This is a genomic window from Anaerolineales bacterium (assembly GCA_015075625.1).
Lineage (GTDB): Bacteria > Chloroflexota > Anaerolineae > Aggregatilineales > UBA2796 > UBA2796.
Genome location: JABTTZ010000003.1, coordinates 613,230 through 633,608 on the forward strand (window position 1 = coordinate 613,230; position 20,379 = coordinate 633,608).

A 20,379-nucleotide genomic window follows, 5' to 3' on the forward strand; every position below is an offset into this window, starting at 1 on the left:
GGTTACCTTCCTAACCCCAAAAGCCGATCCGCGATCACACTGGTTAGCACGGTGAGCGAAGACAAGATGAGCAGACCATATGCCGCGCCCATCGTCACAGCGATGAATGCCTGCCCGATACGTCCACTAACGCGGATAGGAAGCCACATCCGCGCTTCTCCATCTGGACGGCGCGAGCCGATGTAGGTGAAATAGAGCAGCACGGTAACCGTTCCGGCAAGGACAATAAACCCATCGACAATATTCAGCGGCGTCCAGCCTCGAATTGTCCCTTCGATAAGAGGAATGAGCGTCCCTGTCACTGCCCCCCAAACGGCGATTCCTACGCCAACACCAAGGACGAGCGCCAGCCCGAATGTACCGAGCATTCCTAATCTGCCCCGTGTACTGCGCAAGAGCAGGAGGAGTCCGATTAGGAAAGGAATTGCTCCCAAGACAAGCCGTGCGGGCTGCATCGGTTGGGCAAGGATGGTTTGGTTCAGCCATGGGATGACGATGCTCTCTACCGCAGTGATGAGGGCAAACCCCGCCGCCGCCCCCACTAAAGCATGGACGGCAAGGCGGTAGAGAAAATTATCCGCCAGTAAATAGCTGAAAATAGCGAGAGTGAGAACCACCCCGGCAATGGCAGCGATGCGATCCATCGTTTCAGGCGACATAGGTTTCCTTTAGCGCCGTCGGCGTCCGGCGTTCAATGCCCCAATAATGATCCCGATAAACACAATCAACGCAGTAACCAGTGAGGCTAAGCTGAGACTTTGCCAGCGTTGGGCGGCACGTTGGACATTGGCTTCCCCGCCCATTTCGGCGCTTAGATTGCGAAGCTCGCGGTAAATGAGCGCGTCACGCAGCCCACTAAGGGGACCCAAGATACGCCCGACGCCATTCGGCGCACTAGCATAGCTGCGAGTTACCGCCGCGCTTGCCGCCGATGTAATAAATGCCACACGGAACGCGCCGTTTGCTGCTCCGGCAAGACGATACTGTTCTACCCACGTGCGGACATCCTCTTGCGTCTCAGCAAGAACAAAAACAGGGGTATTGCGCAGACTGCTTATCTCAGAATCTGTGACGCCGCTTGGCTGACCGTTGACATCTGAGGCAAAGAGGTAATTTCGCCAGAAGCCCGGCGCGTTCACCGCACTCGCCAAACTTTGAACACCCAAGGCGCCGCCGGGAAGATAGGCAAGGACGAGCGATGCATTCAAGCCGCTCATTTGTCCGGCAATCTGGCGGGCGCGTAAAACGCCAGCCGGTGTTGTGCTGACAAAAATGGGACGCGCCCCTTTCCGTACTATATCTGCCACGATCAAACGAGCGAGTTCATCGAGTTCTCCGGCAGCAGTAGGGGCATACTCAAAAGCAACCAGAACGGCTTGACCGCCTTGAAGGACGTCTATTGTCTCTGTCACCTCGGCAAAATCAGCTTGTTGGGCAGCAGACAGGGCGGCAAACGTGGGCATCGGCGCAATGGTCAGCCCACGCACAAAGAAGGGTAAAACAACTGCCGCAGCCAAAAGCAGCGTGACGAGAATGCGGTCCAATTTAGGGGCTGCCCGTGTGCGGGCAATGGGCGAGGCGCCCATGACGGTTTCTGTATCGATGCGGTTCATCAATACATCGTCTTGCGCGTTCAACAAGGTTTGTAAGGCTTGGATGCGCTTCGTTTGAAGGTCGGTAAAGGTCAACTTCCCGATGTTGGTAGCATTGGGGACAACCCCGCCAAACGTTGCTGCCGGGAGAATGGCATCACTGATTCCAGACAGCGCCCCGCTTGGCGCTGGCGCTTCCGGCGCGGGCTTTTCTCGGTAAAGTTTCACCCGCTCTCGGAGAAGTTTCGCCTCATTAGGAAGATCCGCAGCGGGCGAATCCTTCAGTTTGATTTGTTGATCGCCAATCCGCAAGACCACTGGCAAATCGGCGGCACGGGCATCAACCACCCAATCGGGAATCGAAGGAGCAGCCTCGATCAGGCGTTCAGAGGCGGCAGGAGGAGTCTCTGGCGGGAGGGGAATCGCCAATTTGGGAAGTGCTGCGGTGGGGTGTTTGGGGAGGTTTACAGTGGGCGGGGCAGCCTCCAACGTCAGGCTGAAATCCTCACTGGCTTGGGCTATATCGTCCAACATGGAGGCATTAAGCGTCTCCGAGGGCGGCATGTTCGGTGAATCGGCAAAACTGAACTCAGCGTCAAAATCAATCTGGGGTAGGGCGGTCTCTGGTATGGCTAGGATATCGTTCAATGCACCAGAGGCAGGCAGGTTGAGAAGGGCATCAATATCAACCCCGCTGGTGTCAAGTTCCGGCAAGCCGGATGCTCTGGGCATGCTAGGCATCGGACGGGGAATGTCTGGCGGTTCGTCATCACTGCTAAACAGGGCAGCAAGGGGGTCGTCCTCATCGGCTGCTGCCGGAGGCGCCATAGAAGGCGAGGGGGCTTGCCCAACACTTTCCATATCAACGGTTGCCAGCCAGTCCAGTTGATCGAAATCGAGGTCGGCGGCATCCGCAGCAGGGGCAGAGGTCTCCGCCGCTCCCATCAGTTCAGCGGGGACACCCGGCACGTCGCGCATCCACTCTGGGAGGTCGGCGTCGGTGATTCCCGTCAGCGCTTCTATATCCGGCATATCTGCGTCGGAATCGTCCGCCGCTATCTCGCCAATGCCCAGAATGTCCATATCCAACCCCTCAAGGAGATCGGGAGCATTCGCTAATTCATGTATCTGTGACTCGGTGGGCATCGGCACATCGCCCGGCTGTGGGGCAGAGTCCGCGGCGAGGAACTGCTCTGGGGCAATATACCCACTGACAAGATCGGTTTCTTCGCCGTGCATCCAGTCCGGTTCTGGAAATTCGGCGGTGATGTTAGGCTGTTCTGGCAGTTTGTTCGTATTGGTGATCCACGATTGCGGTGGTGCGGCGGGTAATCCCGGCGGGGCAAGGGAAACTGGCGTCTCTGTAATCCATGGTGGAATGTCTTCTTTGCCCCCATTATCAGAGGCGGAATCACCCTTGAAGAAATCAGGCAGATCATCGGTCATGGGCAGAGCCGACGGCGCTGGATCCGCAAAGGGATCGGCGTCATCCAGTCTGCTGGGAAGTTCGCCCGTCTCGCCGGGTTTGAAAATATCGGCTAAGCCGTAATCGGGTATGGTTGTGGTAGAGGTGATGCGCCCCGGCGCAGCAGGGGGAGATTCGGCGGGACGATCCCCAAAAAGGTCAAGGAGATCGTCATCAACAGGCAAGGGATCAAGCCCTGATGCGCTATCTATTGGGAGGGTAAACGGATCATGAGCATCGGGGGGTGAGTCTGCACCAGATACATCCCACGCCAACGGTTCATCAAAGGAGGATATGGCGTCTTGGGGAAGGGCTATGGCTGCTGCTCCTTCGCCAAACAGGGCTTCAAGATCGTCTAGCGATCCCTCTCCACCTTGTTCAGGAATAGGCTGTATGACTGCGGCGAAGGGATCATCCTCTGGTGTCAAGGAAAGATCGCTTGCCGCGCTGGTGAGATCGCCACTGGCGAGGTCTGCCTCTGTGATAGCAAACATCTCAGAGGTGCTAAGCGCGGCGAAGGGATCGGCATCAAGGGGCAAATCGCCTTCTCCAAAACCCGTCTCGCCAGAGATTGGGCGCAGCCCAAAATCGGACAGTGGATCGGCGGCTTCAACGATCTCACCAGCATCCTCAGCAGAGAGGAAATCGGCAAAATTCTCTGACTCCGAGGCGTCGATCTCGAAGGCATCGGGTGTCATAGTCTCTGGGGCAATGCGCTGCCCAAAGGCGTTCAGATTAATATTCTGCCAGAGGTCGCTCACGGAGGCTTCATCGCCCATCCGTGAGGCAGCCGCAGGCTTGCTCGCTGGATCGCCACCCGTCCAGGGGACATACCCCTGACTAGGTGCGCTGCGCCCTTTCCGCCCGACTTCAACCACCCAGGGAACAGCCTGCCACGAGGTGCTGCGCAGTTGCGACCCAATTTCGGGGGGAAGACGTTTGTTCCATGGGAGAGCGCCCACCGCTGTGAGCATTCCCGTCGCCCGCTTGCCACCATAGGTGATGCCAGCCGTCTTCAACCAAGCTGGCAAATCCTCATCATCAAAAAGGGGGCGATCCAAGCGATCCGTCATGAGTTACTCCCCGAAGGTTCGATCTTGCCCAACGAATACCCGCGCCCCGACAATCACGACACCGAGCGCCACTCCGATTAGCAGCCCACGCATCCCGCCATTGACGGGGACAGCCAAAAGCCACTCGCGGACTGTCGTCAGGAAGGTAAAGCCGCCAAAGGTGCTGTAGCCAGCGACAACAATGATTAAGGAGAGGGCAAAAAGCAGCGTCCAAAGCGTCAGCCGACGGCGAAGCAAGCGATAGGCGGCATAGACGAGAAAGAAAAACAATAACCCCGCCAATGCCGATTCAACAGATGTTTGCAAAACATCGTATAAGGTGAGCGAGAGCGGTTTGGTCGGGAGGGTCGTGGGGTTGGCGTTTGCTGCCGTAAGCCGCTCAACAAGGCGCACGCCAACAACAGCGACCAATGTGATTACAGTGATTACACCGTAGAGATTTGCCGGAAACTTTTCGCCCCCGCGCAGGTTCGCGCCAATCAAATTAAGAATGCCGAGGATGATCGCCACTGCTGCCGTGACGCTGATTAGCTGGATGAGGACATTCCCCACCCCACCCACGCTGCCGCGAAGATCAGGGGTGGGCGGTTCAAGGGTGAATAAGGTCAAGAGCATGACCGCCCCGGTGAGCGCAGCGAGAATTGCCACCCCAAAACGAAAGCGGCGCGGTGCGGTGGATCGATTCGCCATTAGAACGCTACCCCTAAACCGGAGAGTAACCCAAAGAGAAGAATCAAAATGACAATGGCAAAGCGGAGACTATCCATAGCGACAATGCTTCCCACGTCCCGCCTGCCAATCTTTTCATAAGCATTGCCAAGATAAAGTTCTTCGCCAAAGAGGGGGTTATCGGCAATGACATATGCGACGGACTGCCCTTCGATGAGATCGCTGTGAGCGACCAGCCCTCGATCATAGCGGGTCGCATTTTCGCCAATCAGGATCAGCTCTGCACCAAACCGCCCGGTGATCACATTGGCCACATAGTCGCCTTCCAGAAGCGCTGCCCCAACCCCCGCCGCAAATGCGAGAGAGAGTGACCCCGATGGATACCAACGGGCGAATGTGCCTCGGAAACGATCTTCTGCCCCGCGCAGACGCATTGCGCGGCGAAGGCGATCTTGTGCCAAGACGAGAGTCAAGGGATCACTCGTTGTCACCCTAACAGGAAATTCGGCGTGGGCGGTACGCAGTGCGGCTTGATAGGCAATCTCCGATCCGGCTAAGACCGATCCCGCGCCGACGCCGCCCAAGGTTCCGCTGCCTAGCGAGACATGCGCCCCGCGTCCCCCCTCTACTGCGCCACTCAAGATACGTGCCGCCGCCTCAAATCCCGGCACACGCCTCAAGGCAATATTTCGCGCTCGCGCCCCGGCGATTATTGTGAGGAAAACAGCGAGAATTAAGACCACATAGAGCATCTACGCTTCCTCACCTTCTTGGTCATCATGATCAAGTGTCGCCCGTAGCCAACGTATCCCGGCGGGATCGGAAAGCAGCCGCGCCAGATCGCTGATCTCTTGGGGAGGGAAAAACAGATTCAAGACAGGCTGTGCAGCATAGAGCATTTGCCCGCCAAGAACCCCTAACGGAAGCGCCGCCCCAAGAAAGACTCCCGCAAATCCCATACCGCGCCCCGCCGACCAATGGCGAAGGCGAAGGCGAAGGCGTTCTAGGCGTTCGGGAGGAATCACGGTGATCACGTTGTGCAGAACCGATCTGTGAAAAGAATGAACGGCGAGGAGTATAGCACGCGGATGAAAAAGCGGAAAACACGGCAGTGTTCGTTAGAAAAGACAAACAAAAATAGCCGAGATTCATTTAGAAAAGATCGGATACTTTACGTCTAATTATGAGAAGGTCGTGACGTTTGGGGTTCAGAACCTCCTTGCCCCTTTTTTCTGTATATAGGGAAAGGGGGGATATATTCGAGCGTACTTTATAAGATAGGCGTGCCGCGCCGTCCCCCTAACGCTGAAGCCAGTTCGCGCCACGCGGCACCTAAGCGCTGCATTCCTTCCTCAATTTGTGTGGGGGGTTGGGCGGCGAAATTTAGGCGCAGGTAATACGCACTTTCGGGATCGATATCATCGGTGTAGAACATTGCCCCAATAGCAAAAGTGACCCCATGTTGAATCGCACTCATATAGAGATCTGTGGCAGTAGGACCATCCATTGGAAGGCGAATCCAAAGATACATCCCTCCCGGTGGTTCGTTGAAGGTAGCTTCGCTTGGCAAGTGCCGCCGTGCTGCCGCCAATGCAATATTGCGTCGTTCGCGGCACGCCCGTCGGACACGATCCAAATGCCCAACCAATGCCCCGCTTGCCAAAAAATAGTGCATTGCCCGCTGATTTAACCCGGGCGTGCAAATATCCGCCGCTTGTTTCACGCGCAAGGTGCGTTCCCATGCCGCCCCTTGTGTAATGAGATAGCCAATCCGTGTACCGGGGAGGACGACCTTCGAGAAGCCGCTGGCGTGAATGACGATTCCCGTCTCATCAAGCGCCTTCAACGGTGGAGGGGGATCGGCGCTATAGCTTAGTTCGTGATATACACTGTCTTCAAGAATAGGGATGCTATGCTCAACGGCGATCCGCACAAGATGACGGCGGCGGTGGAGGGGCATGACTGTCCCTGTTGGGTTGTGATGTGTAGGCGCTATGTAAATCAGGCGAGGCTTGTGAGTGTTAATTGCCGCATCCAAAAGATCGGTGCGCAGTCCGTGATCATCCATCGGTACGCCAATGACGCCGACCCGCCGAATTCGGCAAATATCCAAAATGCCTAAATAGGTAGGATTTGTCGTCAACAAAATATCGCCTTCGGTGAGCAGCGCTTGAATTGCCAAATCAAGCGCTTGTTGGCAGCCACCGGTGATCAACACCTGATCTGGGGTGCAGCGAATTCCTAATGCAGCACTGTATTGGCTGACAATTTCTCGTAGAGGGTGATAGCCCTCGGTTTCCTCATAAGCGACGGCAGTTGCACCATCGCGCCGGAGGACATGATTGATCGCGGCTTGAATGGCACTTACGGGGAGAAATTCCTCAGCCGGTGCGCCGCCACTGAAGGCGATCATGCCTGGTTTCCCGGCAAGGCGATAGACGGATTGGTTAATAGGGTTCGCCGCGATAGAGGGAAGCGTCCGTGCATCACCCCCTCCACCAGCGGCGGCAGCGGTGATGAACGTTCCTCGCCCGGGGCGTGCCTCAACCAAGCCTGCCTCTTGGAGGTAAGCATAGGCATTCACAATACTGATGCGACTAACATCAAGCATTTGGGCAAGATCGCGGCTGGGGGGCAGACGTTCGCCCGGACGAAGGATGCCCTCGGCAATCTGCGCTTTGATCAGGCGAATAACCTGTTGGTAAAGGGGTTCAACACTGTGTTTATCAACGGTGAGGTGGAAGGTGGTCATAGACACCTCCTCGCCTTAGACGCCAGCAAGATCATTGGGGTCACGCGGTTCACGTCGATTGCCGCGATTTTGCCTATCGCCACCCGCTGCCAACCAGTTAGAAACAGACTCGATTAGGTCTTGGACATCAAATTCATCAAAGGGGGATGACTTCCGTTGGGAACGCTCAGGGAGCGACTGGGGAGATTGTAGCTGGTTCAGCGCGTTGGTGATTGTGCTTTCGGGAATGTTACGGAGTGTTTGTTGTATGGTCGTTGTGATTGCTTCAAGGGGGGCGTTGACACCGGTTAGGAGAATTAAATAGTAGGCAGCCCCGCAGGGTATAACAAGGATATGCCCGTCTTGTGTGGTCAATTGGAGCAAGTGCATCTCACCACGTCCGAGGGCATCGGCAAGCCCGCGAGCTAAGACCTCTGCGGCACGGATCATTGAAGCCACGCGGCGAGCCTCACTGCCAATCCGATTGGAAGTCGCCACTAAGCGCCCTGTCTGATCCACAAGCAGTGCCACATCGACATGTGGACTGTGGGTAAGGTCGTAAAACCAGTCCATGAAAAATGCCCCCTACACGTCTCTTGTTTCATTATAATGCAGGCGATCAAGAGTTCTGCCTTGCTGAGATACCCCCTTATGCTTAGCCCCCTATGTAAACTACACTGGCAACCCATAGATCAAGACCCCTACTTGATCCACTTGCCCCATAAGTTCTAAGATGCTGAGCGTTGCTGTCACCTCGGCAATGGGCAAGCCGCACCCCAGCGCCACATCATTTACATGTGCCGCGCCCTGCTTTAAATAGGTGAGAATCGTTTTTTCTGTTGGTGTTAGGGCACCTTTAGGTGGTTTGGAGATAGGTACAGGCGGCGAAGGCATACTCACAGGGACACTTTGATGATGACGAGAGGGTGAGGGTGTTCCCAAGCCAAAAGCATTCAAGACATCCTCTACGCTTGTAATGACCCCTGCCCCTTCTTGAATGAGCCTGTTTGTCCCAACGCTGGCGGGTGAAAGGGCATTCCCCGGCACTGCGAATACGTCCCGCCCTTGCTCTAATGCGGCGTCCGTCGTATGCCGCGTTCCCGTTCGCCCCCCTGCCTCCACAACCAATACCGCCCGCGCTAACCCGCTGATGATGCGAGCGCGTGGGGGAAAACTTTTATCGGTGATCAGCGCTCCGGGGGGGCGTTCAGAAACAAGCGCCCCCTGCGCGGCAATCATCGCCGCGAGATCGCTGTGATCTTTAGGAATCGGTTCAGTCACACCACCGGGGAGTACCGCAATCGTCCGCCCGCCTGCCTCCAATGCGGCATGGTGGGCATAACCATCGATCCCATGCGCCAAGCCGCTGATGATGGTCACCCCTGCTGCTGCCACGCCGAAGGCAATGCGCCGTGTCATACCCTTTCCATACTCCGTTGCTAAGCGAGTCCCCACGATGGCAAGCGCATTTCTATCGGCTGGGGTAAGCGTTCCTTTTACATAAAGGACGAACGGTGGATCAGGAATCTCCCGCAGCAAGGAAGGGTAGGTTTCATCGGTGAGGATGAGGGGTGTAACGCCTTGTTTTTCGAGCCCACGAAGGAACGTTTCAGGGTGAAAGGTACGACGCTCTACAGCGAGGTTTGCCAGCGCACGCGATTCCACACCGAGGCGGTAAAGCGCCTCGGTGGGGGCGCCCCATGCTGCCTCCGCATTGCCAAAGTGGGTAAGAAGGGTGCGAAAGGTTGCCCCTCCAATCCCCTTAACGCGGCTAAAGCCAACCCAATAGCCGCGCTCTAGCGCCTGATCTGCCACATGCCACCACCTCTCTCAATCGGATTGCCACCCATATAAGGTATAGCCCCCCATCCCGTCCGACCAGATCAGGCGAAGCGCTCCCACTGCCTCCCGAAACTGACGGTTCGCCGTTAGGAAACGCCCGGTCTGCCCAATGTAGAAATTCAACCCGGCGTCATGCACCAAGAGATAGCCTTCGCCCGCGGCTTGCCATTGGGCAAAAACCGTTTCTGGCGTCCCCGTCCCCAACGCCCGTACCCAATGGTCAAGCAAGACATCTGGTAGACAGCGCACCGCTGCCGGGCAGTAAAACCCACGTGGCTCCCACATCAGCCGGACGATGCTCCCCGGTGGAAGCGTCGCCAACTGCGCCATTGCCACCGTATAACTTCCCATGTTCCGTGTGAGGTAGGCGGGACGATCTCCATTCAAGAGATAGGCGGGAACGCCATCCGTCATGGTTTTGTCTACAAGTTCAACCGCATGAAAAACGAGTGTGAGGAGGAATAGCGCCCGCACAATGAACCCCACATCAAACGGTTTACGGGGTGTATTCACCAACCCATGAAAGGTTATCCCCCCGAGGATAGCTGCCGCCCCAAAGCCCATGCTCATCAGACGTGTTTGCATCCCCACAGGCGAGAGAACTGCCGCCACCGCCCAAAACAAGAGGATCGGGGCGGCGAATATGAAGGTAGTTCGCCCAGCCGCCCGCCCGCCATTGCCGATCCAACGCCAAACCCCGATCAACAAAAGAGGCAATGCCAAAAGCCACGCTCCGGCGGTGAAAAAATAAGACCCACCCGGGAGGACGGCGCTTTTCTCTACACCAAAAACGGTGGCGGCGAGGGGCAACATGGGTAGCTGCCAAAGCCCACCACTTTCGACCAACCCAACCTCTGCTGTGGCAAAGGTGCGCGTTCGTTCCGCATCCCAATTCAGCCCATTGAACACAAGCGGGTAAACAGGGTTGCCATAGAGCGTCATGCCCTTGATTGCCCATGGGAGGTAAATCAGGGTGATGATCGCGCCGATCAGTGCAACGCGCCGAAATATCGCTTGATAGTCGCGCCCGGTGGTGAAGATCACAACGGTAATCACAGCAAGAATTAAGCCCGCCCCAGTGTATTTTGTGGCAAAGGCGAATCCCGCATACACGCCTGCGGCGACCAACCAACGCCCCCCTTGATTCTTTTCCCCATCTCGCCATGCGCCGAGGGCGACGAGCGCCGCCGTCCCATAGGCAAACAGCGCCAGATCAACATACGCCCATCCCATCAGCAGCCACAAACTGTATGCCGTCAGGGGAAGAAGTCCGGCGAGCCAGCCCGCCGCCACCGTCGTCTGACGGCGGACATAGCCGGCGCCGAGCATGATCCCATACATGCCAAACAAAAAATGGATCGGCGCGGCGGCGGAATCACTGCCAAACATACCCACTGCCAGCCCATAGACGACTTCGGCATTTTGGGGGAAGCCAAAATAGGCATTTTCGGGATGCGCCGCGATTCGCCCCTCAGCGAGGTAGGTTTGTGGGGCGCTGAGGTGGTAAGCAAGGGAATCCCACGCCAGAGGGGGGGCGAGGGCGTGCATAGCGGCAGTCACGGTGAACAAGGTGGCAAAGCCCGCAATCAGGCGCAGCCAAGCCGTATTCGCCGTTTGCAACGCGCTGTTTATTGCCCGCCACAAACCGCTGAGCCAGCCAAACAAGGCAGGAAAGGTGAGGATGGTCAATCCAAGCAGTGTCATCCAGATAGCGGCGGAGGTATACGCACCGATCATTCCCAGCGCCCACCCAACAAGACCCATCCCGCCCAAGCCGATTGTCCCCTCAAGGGCGATACGTTCGGCGCGGGTGAGCCGCTCCAGCCGAAGGGAGCGCAAAAGCCTCCGCCCAACGCCGCCAGACACGGCGGCAACCAGCGCCGTGCTGAGCAGATCACGGCAGAGCGCGAGGAAGGCAGCGGCTTGGGGTAAGGTGATCGGTTTGTGCGCCCAATAGTATGCGGCAAGCAGCGCCAACACTGCGCCGAGGGTGAGTGTGTAGGTTAATGTTCGCCGCACAAGCCGTTTCCTTTGCTCATTGGTTCAGTACATTCAGTCTATCGCTCTGAGGTAGAATCCCTTCAAAGTTGGCATGTCTTCGTGGAGACGTTCACATGAATTTTACCTTCAAAATGCTCATTGATGGCGCATGGGTAGACGCCCAAAATGGCAAAACATGGGAGGTGATTAACCCCGCCGATGAATCGGTGATCGCCACTGTTCCCTTTGGCGATGCTGCTGATGCGCACCTCGCCATTGCCGCCGCTGCCCGCGCTCAAAGCGGGTGGGCAGCGATGACCGCCTATGAACGGGGTGAGGTACTCGAACGCACCGCCGCGCTGATCCGCGAAAACATCACCGATCTCGCCCTGATCATGACCCGTGAGGCGGGAAAGCCCCTTGCCGAATCGAAAGGGGAGTGGAACGCCAGCGCTGATCTTTTTGATTGGTTTGCCGAGGAAGGCAAACGCGCCTATGGGAGGCTGATCCCCGCCCGCCGCAAAGATCGCCGCCTGATGACGATTCCCACCCCCGTTGGTGTTGTCGGGGCAATCACCGCATGGAATTTTCCAGCGCTGCTTCTAGCACGAAAGATCAGCGCATCGTTGGCGGCGGGCTGTAGTGTGGTTGCCCGTCCAAGCGAGCTAACGCCCATGACGGGCATGGCAATAGCAGGGATTCTTGTGGCGGCGGGTGTTCCGGCAGGCGTTGTGAACCTTGTGAACGGCGATCCGGCAGGGATTGGCGAGGCATTCTGTACAAGCCCGCTGATGAACAAGATCAGTTTCACCGGATCACAGCGCGTCGGGCGCATCCTGATGGCACAAGCAGCGGGAACACTAAAACGATTTTCGTTAGAATTGGGAGGGAATGCGCCTGTTCTCGTCTTTCCCGATGCTGATCCCGAAAAGGCGGCGCGGCTGGTGGGTATTGGAAAATTTCGCAACAGTGGGCAGGTGTGCATCGCCCCCAATCGGGTTTATGTTCACCACAGCCGCTACGAAGAATTTGTTGATGCCAGCAAGCATTACGCGGAGTCGCTGCGGTTAGGCGAAGGGACAGGCGGCGGCGTCACGGTGGGTCCGATGGTCAGTGCGGGCGGGCGGGCGAAAATCGAAGCGCTCGTCGCTGATGCAGTGAGCAAAGGGGCGCGTATCGTCACGGGCGGCACACGCCCCGATGCCCTGACGACGGGCTATTTTTATCGCCCCACTGTCCTCACCGACATTACGGGGGATATGGCGCTCCATAATGAGGAAATTTTCGGACCCATCTTGCCAATCAACACCTTTGGGACGGTGGAAGAAGGGCTGAAATTGGCAAATGAGACGCCCTACGGTCTTGCCGCTTACGTGATCACCGATGACATGGAAACAGCGATCCGCGCCTATGAGGGACTGCGCTTTGGGGTTATCGGGGTCAACGAAACTGTTCCGGCGACGGCAGAAGCGCCTTTTGGCGGCTTGAAACAGAGCGGCTATGGGCATGAAGGCGGGGTAGAGGGTTTGCAGGCATACATGGATACAAAGTTCGTCTCCATCACCTTGAAAGGGTAAAGGGGGTGTAAGACAACCTACATTGTTTGCAGACCGTCCGGCGGGTACAATCGCTTTTGATTTCATACTCGGAGATGATCATTACGCATGGCGACGCTACAAAACCAGCTTGCCGATCTGCGCCAACGCCTTCAGGCACTCCCCGCAGACGCCCGTCCCGCCGAACTAACGCCCTTAGAGGCAGAGGCGCGTTCTCTGCTCATCGCCAGCAAAAACACGCCCTTTGAGGACGAGGCGAAAGGGTTGCTTGCCGATCTCGCCCGTCGCACTGCTGCGCCCACCCCAGAAATTGCCTCTATCCGCAGCCTGATCCGTCGGGCGCGAATTCGGATGGAGATGGCAGCCGGCGATGATGATGTGGACGAAGCCATTGATATTCTTGGCGAGGCGTTGGGGCAGGATGTTGATAACGGCGATGTGCTGTCCCTTTTGGCACAAGCAGCCGAGCGAAGCGCTCAACACGAGATGAAAGTGCGTGATTTGCTGGATCGCTATGGGATTACCTACGAACCGCCTCCCCCAGATCGCCCTACCTTCCCCCCCCCGCAAACACCCTCTTACCAACCAACCGACCCAGAGGGGGATTCCCCCCCAGTGGATTACCCGCCGCCTATGCCCGCCCGCAGCGGAGGCAACGGCAATACGCTAGAAACACTGATGGCAGAAGCGGCTCAGGCGTATTACGCAGGGGATTATCAGCGGACGATTGAGGTGGTCAACCGTGTTTTAGCCGCACAGCCAGAGAATGCCGCCGCCCTTGATTACCGCCAAAAATCGGAGGACAACCTGATTCGGGGTATTGTCCCTGATCATCGGATTCCCTTTGACGCCCGTGTTGCCTATAACCGAGCGAATTCCCTCGTTCGGGCGGGAAATTACGAAGAAGCGCGGCGGCTTTACCGCGAAGCCCGCGATATTGCCGAACGTGCCGGAATCTTGAGTTGGAAAGATGCTGAACAAGCGCTCCTTGATATTGAGGATTTGGCGCTGGCGCGGGAACTCCTTGCCGATGGGGATCGCTTGTTGGCGAATGACGATTGGAACGAGGCGCTCCATAAATATGAGGGGGCGCTGCGCGTCGTGCCGAGCGATCCAATGGCGCAGGATCGCATTGATCAAGTGAAGCAGGTGCAAGAGCAGTACGACAAGGCGTCCGTCGCCCTAAACATGATGACAGGCAGTTTGCCAGATCGGGTGACGAACCTTCAAAACCTTTTAAATACCCTTGCCGCGCTCCGGCAGGTTTTGCCCGGGAGCGCCCGGTTGCGCGTTATGGCAGAGGAAGCGGCGCGGCGTATTCAGACGGTGAAAGCGCAGTTGATCGATCAGGGCAAGGGAGCGCTCACCCGTGCTGACAGCGCGACCACGCTAGATGAAAAATACCGCCTTGTGGGGGAAGCCGTCCGCGCCTTTGAGACGGCGACGACGATTGATCCGGGCGATACAGCGCTTAGTCAGGATGTTCAAGCGGCACGCCAAGCCGAGGCACAGACTGCCGAAGCGCGGGGGATTATTGAGCGGGCAGCGGCGTTGATCCTCCAAAATTTTGACAACGAACTATTCCAAGCGCGGAATATGTTGGCGGGCTTACGAAACCATGCCCAAGACCCCAAATATCGGGCGGTGGTGGGCGATTTGTTGATGCATTTCGTGGATCGCGTCGAGGCGGCGATTGACCGGGGGGATATTCCGACGGCGGAGCGCTGGCTGGCACTGGCGAAAGATGAACCCTTCCGAACATTGGGACGGCGTTCTGAACTGCTCCAACTGGACGATGAAATTCGGGGGTTGCAGCGCCGCCGCGCCGTTCGCAATGGGGTGATGGTGTTGAGCATCGTCATCTTGTTAGGGTTTATCGCCTTCCTAACGCGAGGCGTGTGGCTACCATTGGTCACCGCCCCCACCGAGACGATCACCCCGACAGTGACCTATACGCCATCTGCCTCCCCCACCCCTAGCGATACCCCGACGGCATCGCATACGCCGACAGATACCAGTACGCCCACGGCAACCTTCACCCCCACCGATACACCCACAGCGACGAATACCCACACGCCTTCACACACGCCGACAGCGACCTTCACGCCGACAGATACGAGTACACCAACGGCAACCTTCACACCCACCGACACGCCAACCCCGACGTTCACGCCATCGATCACCCTGACGCCCTCGGCGACCTTTACGCCGTCGATTACACCAACCCCGCGCATCCGCTGTGTGGTCACGACAACTGCGCCCACCCTGATTTATGCCGAACCAACCCTTGCTGGTACCCGTGTTGGGACGATTCCGGTTGGGCAGCAGTTGAACGTGATCGGAATTCGGGCGGTGGATGGTTTTGCGTGGTATTTTGTCGATTACCGAATTCAAGATAGCAGTGTGAGCGGTTGGGTGCAGGCAAGCCGCGTCCGCGAAGTAGGGGGTGTGTGCCAGTAATGCCCATCTTGGAGCGCTTTAAATACCCAATCTTGCTTGGGGTTGGGGTGATGATCGCTATTGGCGTGGTGGCGCTGCTCACCTATGAGCCGCCCGCCGTCGCCATCACCATTTACCCGCCCGCACCCTCGGCAACCCCACCGCCAACGGATATTCCTCCACCCACAAACACCCCCGCACCGTTGTTGATTTACGTTACGGGGGCAGTGCAGCGCTCCAACGAAACATACGCCCTCCCGAAAGGCAGCCGTGTGCAAGATGCCATTCAAGCAGCGGGGGGCTATACAACAGATGCTGACCCAAGAGCGCTAAATCCGGTGCGTCTTTTGCGTGATGGCGAACAGATTGATGTCCCCAAGATCGGGGCGAACCTTCCCACCGCGACCCCACGTGGGACAGCCTCTATCGATGATCCGGTCTATATCAACACGGCTGATCTTCAGGAATTGACGCGCTTGCCTGGTGTGGGAGAGACCCTTGCCAAAGCAATTTTGACCTATCGGGAGCAGCACGGAGCATTCAAAGCGATGGCGGATTTAGACGCTGTGCCGGGCATAGGGGCGGGACGTTTGGCACAGTGGGAGGGATTGATTATCTTTGAGTGATACCATCGATTATGAATGGGGAACACAGGTATCCGATAAACACGATGAGGCATCCCCCTCTTAGCAATTCTGGAGCAGCCTTTGATGCCCTTGCCGCCAATTACGACGTTGAGGCGGTGAATCATCTTGTCTCGCGGTGGATTCGGGAAATTGTTTGGGAGCGTTTGGGGCGGCTTTTCCCACCGGGAAGCACTGTCTTAGAGATTGGCTGTGGGACAGGTGAGGATGCCTTGTTTTTGGCAAGACAGGGTGTTCATGTGGTGGCTACCGACGCTGCGCCGATGATGCTAGAACAAACCGCACAAAAAGCACAAGATGCCGGTCTTAATCATCTGATCGAAACACGCCAGCTTGATTTGACTGATGCGGCGGTGTGGGCGCTCCCCACAGGGGGCTTTGACGGCGTTCACTCGAATTATGGCGTCCTCAACTGCATTGGGGAATGGTCACCCCTTGCTAAATGCTTGACAAGGGCAGTACGCCCGGGCGGGCGAATGGGCTTTGCGGTGATGGGACGTTTTTGTTTGATTGAAACCGTCTGGAGCATCCGCCACCGTCAGTTTGATCAGGCACAGCGCCGTTGGAGCGGGCGATCTACAGCGACCATCGGCGGGGTGACGTTTCCCGTTTATTACCCCTCCCCGAAGCGCCTTTCGAGGGCGTTTAGAGAGGCTGGTTTTCGTCAGCGCCACTTGCTTGGGTTAGGCGTCTGTTTGCCGCCGAGCGATCTGTATGTGGGGTTGGCAAAACGCCCCCGATTGGGGGCATGGCTGCGACGCATGGAAAGTATTCTCGCGCCGCTCCCCGTTTTTCGGACGCTAGGCGATCATTATTGGATCGAATTTACCCGCTGTTGATCACCTCATTTCATCCCGCAATACGTCCACACGCCGTTTTCCTGAAGGGCTTTGTATTGGCGTGCGCCCAAGTCCAGTGTACGTGATTCGCCCGCGTAAGTGGTCGTCATAGACCCCGTGCAGCTAACAAGGGTGAATTCGCCATCGACTGCGCCGGTGGTGCAAGACAAGCCCGTGATCTCTGCTTGCATGGGTTTGAAACTGGCGGCAGTATCGCGCCCTTCTTGTTCCCGCGCCTTGCAGACAAGGGGGAGAATCGCATTTTCGTCACCGCCCGTGCGGGTGCGGAGGAAGTTTTCAATGGCGGCGGCGGGTGAAGCCTCGGTGGGTGAGGTGCTGTTTGCGTTGTTACAGGCGGCGAGAATGAGCATGAGGGCGAGAACAACAACGATTCGAGCGTGCATAACGATTGGCTATCTCCTTTGTGAACGACCCCGCAGATGATACCATACTCCCCCTTGAGTCCCCCTCCGCCCTGTTTGTTAGAGCAAGAGGGGAGAAGGGAGCGGGTTATTGAGAGATTGCCCTGCGGAATTACCCGGATTAGCCCTTTAATCTGCGTGGATCAAGGGCATCCCCCAATCCATCGCCTACAAAATTGATGCTGAGGACGGCGATCACGATCAGAATACCAGCATATATCCACATCCAGGGGGTGGTGGCAAGGTAATCGTAGCCAATCTGCATCATGTTTCCCCATGTTGGTGTTTTGCTATCCACCCCCAAGCCCAAAAAGCTGACATAGAGTGTTAAGGGTGAGGTGGTCATAGCGCCCTCTTTTAGGAATAGCAAATACGCGGATCGAACCATGTGTAGGCAATATCGGTCAGTAGTTGGAACACAATCACCGAGACGGTGGTAAGGATGAGGATTCCTACAAATCCAAGCCAATCAGCGTGATCACCATGAGGAAAGTTCCTTCAAACGAACTACCAGCGCGACATATAAAATGCCAATGCTATACTCGTCATATCAATTCTTTTCGACGAGCCATCAGGTAGATTATATATAATCCTCATTGAGTCAAGAAGGTGGTTTCTTATGCGACATCAGGTTAAGACGATAACTTTGCGGGATGGGGTACGCATGGCGTATCAGGTGTGGCAGCCAGAGGGTGCGGTGCGGGGGACATTGATTCTTGTCCATGGGGTGGGTGAACACGGGGGGCGCTATGGGCATGTTGCCGAGTATTTTATCGAGCAGGGGTATGCTTGTTATGCACTGGATCACCGAGGACACGGGCGGAATGCCACTGCTGCACCGGGGTTGGCGATGGGATATTTCCCAAGCCTTGCCGAAGTCGTTGATGATCTTCATGAGTTTGTTGGCGAGGTAAACAAAGCACGCCCCGCCAACCGCCCCGTGTTCATGATTGGGCATAGCATGGGAGGGTTGGTAACGCTTTATTACCTGATTCGCCACCATCCGCCGCCAAGCCTGATACGCGGCGTGGTGACCTCCGGCGCGGCGCTTGATGTGGGGGATGGAACGCCCATCCTGCAAAAATCACTCCTCTTGAACATCATTAGCCCACTTTTCCCAAAGTTTGGGGTGCAGGCAATCCCGCCAGAGTATGTCTCCCGCGATGTGGCAACGGTGGAAGGATATAAGACCGATCCCCTCGTCTTTCATGGGAAGGTTTTTGCGCGTGTTGCGGCAGAGTTGTTTCGAGGGTGTGCTTACGTAAAGGAAAATCTTGCCAAAATTACCTTACCCATGCTCATTTTGCATGGTGGGGAGGATAAGGTTGTCAGCCCCAAGTGTGCGTCAATCCTTCACGCTGGAATCAGCAGCCCCAATAAGCAAATGAAACTTTACGAGGGGTTGTATCACGAGATATTCAATGAGCCAGAGCGGAATCGCGTCATGGGCGATGTGTGGGTGTGGCTGGCAGCGCACGGCGCAACGGGGGAATTAAAGAAGGGCTAAGTACAGCCACAGTGAAAAGGCAGCATGGCGCATGATCCCGACGCTAATGCGTCGGGCTGAAAGCAGCCGCCCCTTCGAGGCTTGAAAGGCATTAATCGCGCAGGTTTTTCTACGTTCTTCACCACAAAGGATTTTTGTGGTGGTATTTAGGCGTGCTGGATAGCACAGCCACGTAAGTGGGCAAAACCACCGTAGGTCGCAGAGAAAACTCCCCCAGCGCCCTTTTGGACAGACCGCCCTAACCCCGTTTTCCTCACATGGTCTATAATCCCCGCGTAGCAAAGAACCCGAACACCTAATAGGGGGCGAACACCAATGTTGACAATTGAAACGATCTTGGCACGCGAAGTCCTCGACTCGCGTGGGAATCCAACGGTAGAAGTTGAAGTGTATTTAGAGGATGGCACGAGCGGTCACGCGATTGTGCCAAGCGGTGCCAGCACAGGTGAACACGAAGCCGTTGAACTACGGGATGGGGATAAAGGTCGCTATGGGGGTAAGGGCGTTCTGAAGGCAGTGGATGCCATCAACCTTCAGATTGCCGAGGAATTGGAAGGGCTGGATGCGATGGATCAGATGTCTATCGACCAGATGCTAATTGACCTTGACGGCACGCCAAACAAAGGCAACCTTGGCGCGAACGCTATTCTTGCTGTGTCGTTGGCGGTGGCGAAGGCGGCGGCAAACGGCTTAGGGCTGCCCCTTTATCGCTACCTTGGCGGTGTGTATGCCCATGTGCTGCCCGTCCCGATGATGAACATCATGAATGGGGGCAAGCACGCCTCCAACAGCACCGATTTTCAAGAATTTATGATCATGCCCGTTGGCGCCCCCACCTATGGCGAAGGCTTGCGCTGGGGGGTGGAGATTTATCACAGCCTGAAGAAGGTGCTGCATGATAAGGGCGTTTCCACAACGGTGGGCGATGAGGGTGGTTTTGCCCCGAGCGACATTAAGAGCAACGCCAGCGCTATTGAGTTCATTCTCACCGCCGTTGAAAAAGCAGGCTACAGCCTCGGTGATCAAATTATGTTGGCGCTTGACCCAGCTGCCAGTGAAATTTATCAGGGTGGGATGTACCACCTAACACGGGATGGCGTTGTCCTTTCCCCCGATGAGATGGCGGGATATTGGGTGGATTGGGTGAACAAATACCCGATCATCTCCCTTGAGGATGGCTTGGCGGAGAACGACTGGGAAACATGGGCGAAACTGACCGCCGCCATTGGGGATCGCGTTCAGATCGTGGGGGACGATTTGCTCGTCACAAATACAGAACGGGTCGCCCGTGCCATTCGGGAGAAAGCCTGTAATTCCCTGCTGTGCAAAGTGAATCAGATCGGCACACTCACTGAGTCTATTGCCGCCAGCCAGATGAGCCAACGGGCAAATTGGTCGGTGGTCGTCAGCCACCGCAGCGGCGAGAGCGAAGATGCAACCATCGCTGATCTGGTCGTTGCCCTCAACGCTGGGCAGATCAAGACCGGTGCGCCCGCCCGTTCAGACCGGGTGGCGAAATACAACCAACTTCTGCGCCTTGAAGAACACCTTGATACAGCCGCCGCCTATGCCGGGTGGGGCGCCTTTGCCCACCTGAGCGGGCGAGAGGGAGCGTAAGCG

General features: G+C 56.7%; 17 protein-coding genes. 6 read left to right on the forward strand and 11 right to left on the reverse strand.

Annotated elements, in window-relative coordinates:
* Positions 1-2: 2 nt before the first annotated feature.
* From HS103_16900 to HS103_16940, 9 genes are all read right to left on the reverse strand, one after another.
* Positions 3-659 carry a hypothetical protein gene (locus HS103_16900; protein MBE7514479.1) on the reverse strand — a complete coding sequence of 219 codons (657 nt, stop codon included), beginning with the start codon at positions 657-659 and terminating at the stop codon, positions 3-5.
* Positions 660-668: 9 nt separating this feature from the next.
* Complete coding sequence (locus HS103_16905; GenBank protein MBE7514480.1) at positions 669-4,130, reverse strand: hypothetical protein; 3,462 nt, start codon at positions 4,128-4,130, stop codon at positions 669-671.
* Positions 4,131-4,133: 3 nt separating this feature from the next.
* Positions 4,134-4,820, reverse strand: coding sequence for a hypothetical protein (locus tag HS103_16910; protein ID MBE7514481.1), 687 nt, complete (start codon positions 4,818-4,820; stop codon positions 4,134-4,136).
* Positions 4,820-5,551, reverse strand: coding sequence for a hypothetical protein (locus HS103_16915; GenBank protein ID MBE7514482.1), 732 nt, complete (start codon positions 5,549-5,551; stop codon positions 4,820-4,822). Before HS103_16915 ends, HS103_16910 begins: the two co-directional genes overlap by 1 nt.
* Positions 5,552-5,833, reverse strand: coding sequence for a hypothetical protein (locus HS103_16920; GenBank protein ID MBE7514483.1), 282 nt, complete (start codon positions 5,831-5,833; stop codon positions 5,552-5,554).
* Between the two features lie 236 nt (positions 5,834-6,069).
* The gene (locus HS103_16925; protein ID MBE7514484.1) at positions 6,070-7,551 is read right to left on the reverse strand and encodes a PLP-dependent aminotransferase family protein; all 1,482 of its coding nucleotides are present in this window, start codon (positions 7,549-7,551) and stop codon (positions 6,070-6,072) included.
* A gap of 15 nt (positions 7,552-7,566) precedes the next feature.
* Positions 7,567-8,103: a roadblock/LC7 domain-containing protein gene (locus HS103_16930; GenBank protein ID MBE7514485.1), complete on the reverse strand. Its 537-nt coding sequence runs from the start codon at positions 8,101-8,103 to the stop codon at positions 7,567-7,569.
* Positions 8,104-8,202: 99 nt separating this feature from the next.
* On the reverse strand, positions 8,203-9,345 hold the full coding sequence (gene dprA, locus HS103_16935) for a DNA-protecting protein DprA (GenBank protein ID MBE7514486.1): 1,143 nt from the start codon (positions 9,343-9,345) through the stop codon (positions 8,203-8,205).
* A 15-nt stretch (positions 9,346-9,360) separates the two neighbouring features.
* The gene (locus tag HS103_16940; GenBank protein ID MBE7514487.1) at positions 9,361-11,391 is read right to left on the reverse strand and encodes a hypothetical protein; all 2,031 of its coding nucleotides are present in this window, start codon (positions 11,389-11,391) and stop codon (positions 9,361-9,363) included.
* Between the two features lie 113 nt (positions 11,392-11,504).
* On the opposite strand from HS103_16940, the gene HS103_16945 reads away from it, so the two are divergent.
* The 4 genes from HS103_16945 to HS103_16960 all read left to right on the forward strand — a co-directional run bounded on the left by HS103_16945 (position 11,505) and on the right by HS103_16960 (position 16,830).
* Positions 11,505-12,929 (forward strand): NAD-dependent succinate-semialdehyde dehydrogenase, encoded by a 1,425-nt coding sequence (locus HS103_16945; protein MBE7514488.1) that lies wholly within the window; start codon positions 11,505-11,507, stop codon positions 12,927-12,929.
* Between the two features lie 87 nt (positions 12,930-13,016).
* Positions 13,017-15,368, forward strand: coding sequence for a hypothetical protein (locus HS103_16950; GenBank protein ID MBE7514489.1), 2,352 nt, complete (start codon positions 13,017-13,019; stop codon positions 15,366-15,368).
* The gene (locus HS103_16955) at positions 15,359-15,973 is read left to right on the forward strand and encodes a ComEA family DNA-binding protein (GenBank protein MBE7514490.1); all 615 of its coding nucleotides are present in this window, start codon (positions 15,359-15,361) and stop codon (positions 15,971-15,973) included. The genes HS103_16950 and HS103_16955 overlap by 10 nt, the downstream gene beginning before the upstream one ends.
* Positions 15,974-16,017: 44 nt before the next feature.
* The gene (locus HS103_16960; GenBank protein MBE7514491.1) at positions 16,018-16,830 is read left to right on the forward strand and encodes a methyltransferase domain-containing protein; all 813 of its coding nucleotides are present in this window, start codon (positions 16,018-16,020) and stop codon (positions 16,828-16,830) included.
* Between the two features lie 5 nt (positions 16,831-16,835).
* Here the strand turns inward: HS103_16960 and HS103_16965 are convergent, their stop codons facing one another.
* Entirely contained in the window at positions 16,836-17,234 is a 399-nt protein-coding gene (locus tag HS103_16965; protein MBE7514492.1) for a hypothetical protein, read from the reverse strand.
* Between the two features lie 139 nt (positions 17,235-17,373).
* Positions 17,374-17,598 carry a hypothetical protein gene (locus HS103_16970; protein MBE7514493.1) on the reverse strand — a complete coding sequence of 75 codons (225 nt, stop codon included), beginning with the start codon at positions 17,596-17,598 and terminating at the stop codon, positions 17,374-17,376.
* 273 nt (positions 17,599-17,871) lie between these two features.
* Here HS103_16970 and HS103_16975 point away from each other — a divergent pair, with 273 nt between their 5' ends.
* A complete protein-coding gene (locus tag HS103_16975; protein ID MBE7514494.1) occupies positions 17,872-18,759 on the forward strand; it encodes an alpha/beta hydrolase in 888 nt (295 codons plus the stop codon).
* A 315-nt stretch (positions 18,760-19,074) separates the two neighbouring features.
* A complete protein-coding gene (gene eno, locus HS103_16980; GenBank protein MBE7514495.1) occupies positions 19,075-20,376 on the forward strand; it encodes a phosphopyruvate hydratase in 1,302 nt (433 codons plus the stop codon).
* The last annotated feature ends 3 nt before the right edge of the window (positions 20,377-20,379 follow it).

Coding starts and splice junctions, on each gene's coding strand:
- HS103_16950 (MBE7514489.1), top strand. CDS start 13,017: ATGGCGACGCTACAAAACCAGCTTGCCGATCTGCGCCAACGCCTTCAG.
- HS103_16975 (MBE7514494.1), top strand. CDS start 17,872: ATGCGACATCAGGTTAAGACGATAACTTTGCGGGATGGGGTACGCATG.
- HS103_16900 (MBE7514479.1), bottom strand. CDS start 659: ATGTCGCCTGAAACGATGGATCGCATCGCTGCCATTGCCGGGGTGGTT.
- HS103_16910 (MBE7514481.1), bottom strand. CDS start 4,820: ATGGCGAATCGATCCACCGCACCGCGCCGCTTTCGTTTTGGGGTGGCA.
- HS103_16905 (MBE7514480.1), bottom strand. CDS start 4,130: ATGACGGATCGCTTGGATCGCCCCCTTTTTGATGATGAGGATTTGCCA.
- eno (MBE7514495.1), top strand. CDS start 19,075: ATGTTGACAATTGAAACGATCTTGGCACGCGAAGTCCTCGACTCGCGT.
- HS103_16945 (MBE7514488.1), top strand. CDS start 11,505: ATGCTCATTGATGGCGCATGGGTAGACGCCCAAAATGGCAAAACATGG.
- HS103_16965 (MBE7514492.1), bottom strand. CDS start 17,234: ATGCACGCTCGAATCGTTGTTGTTCTCGCCCTCATGCTCATTCTCGCC.
- HS103_16970 (MBE7514493.1), bottom strand. CDS start 17,598: ATGACCACCTCACCCTTAACACTCTATGTCAGCTTTTTGGGCTTGGGG.
- HS103_16925 (MBE7514484.1), bottom strand. CDS start 7,551: ATGACCACCTTCCACCTCACCGTTGATAAACACAGTGTTGAACCCCTT.
- HS103_16930 (MBE7514485.1), bottom strand. CDS start 8,103: ATGGACTGGTTTTACGACCTTACCCACAGTCCACATGTCGATGTGGCA.
- HS103_16960 (MBE7514491.1), top strand. CDS start 16,018: ATGAGGCATCCCCCTCTTAGCAATTCTGGAGCAGCCTTTGATGCCCTT.
- HS103_16915 (MBE7514482.1), bottom strand. CDS start 5,551: ATGCTCTATGTGGTCTTAATTCTCGCTGTTTTCCTCACAATAATCGCC.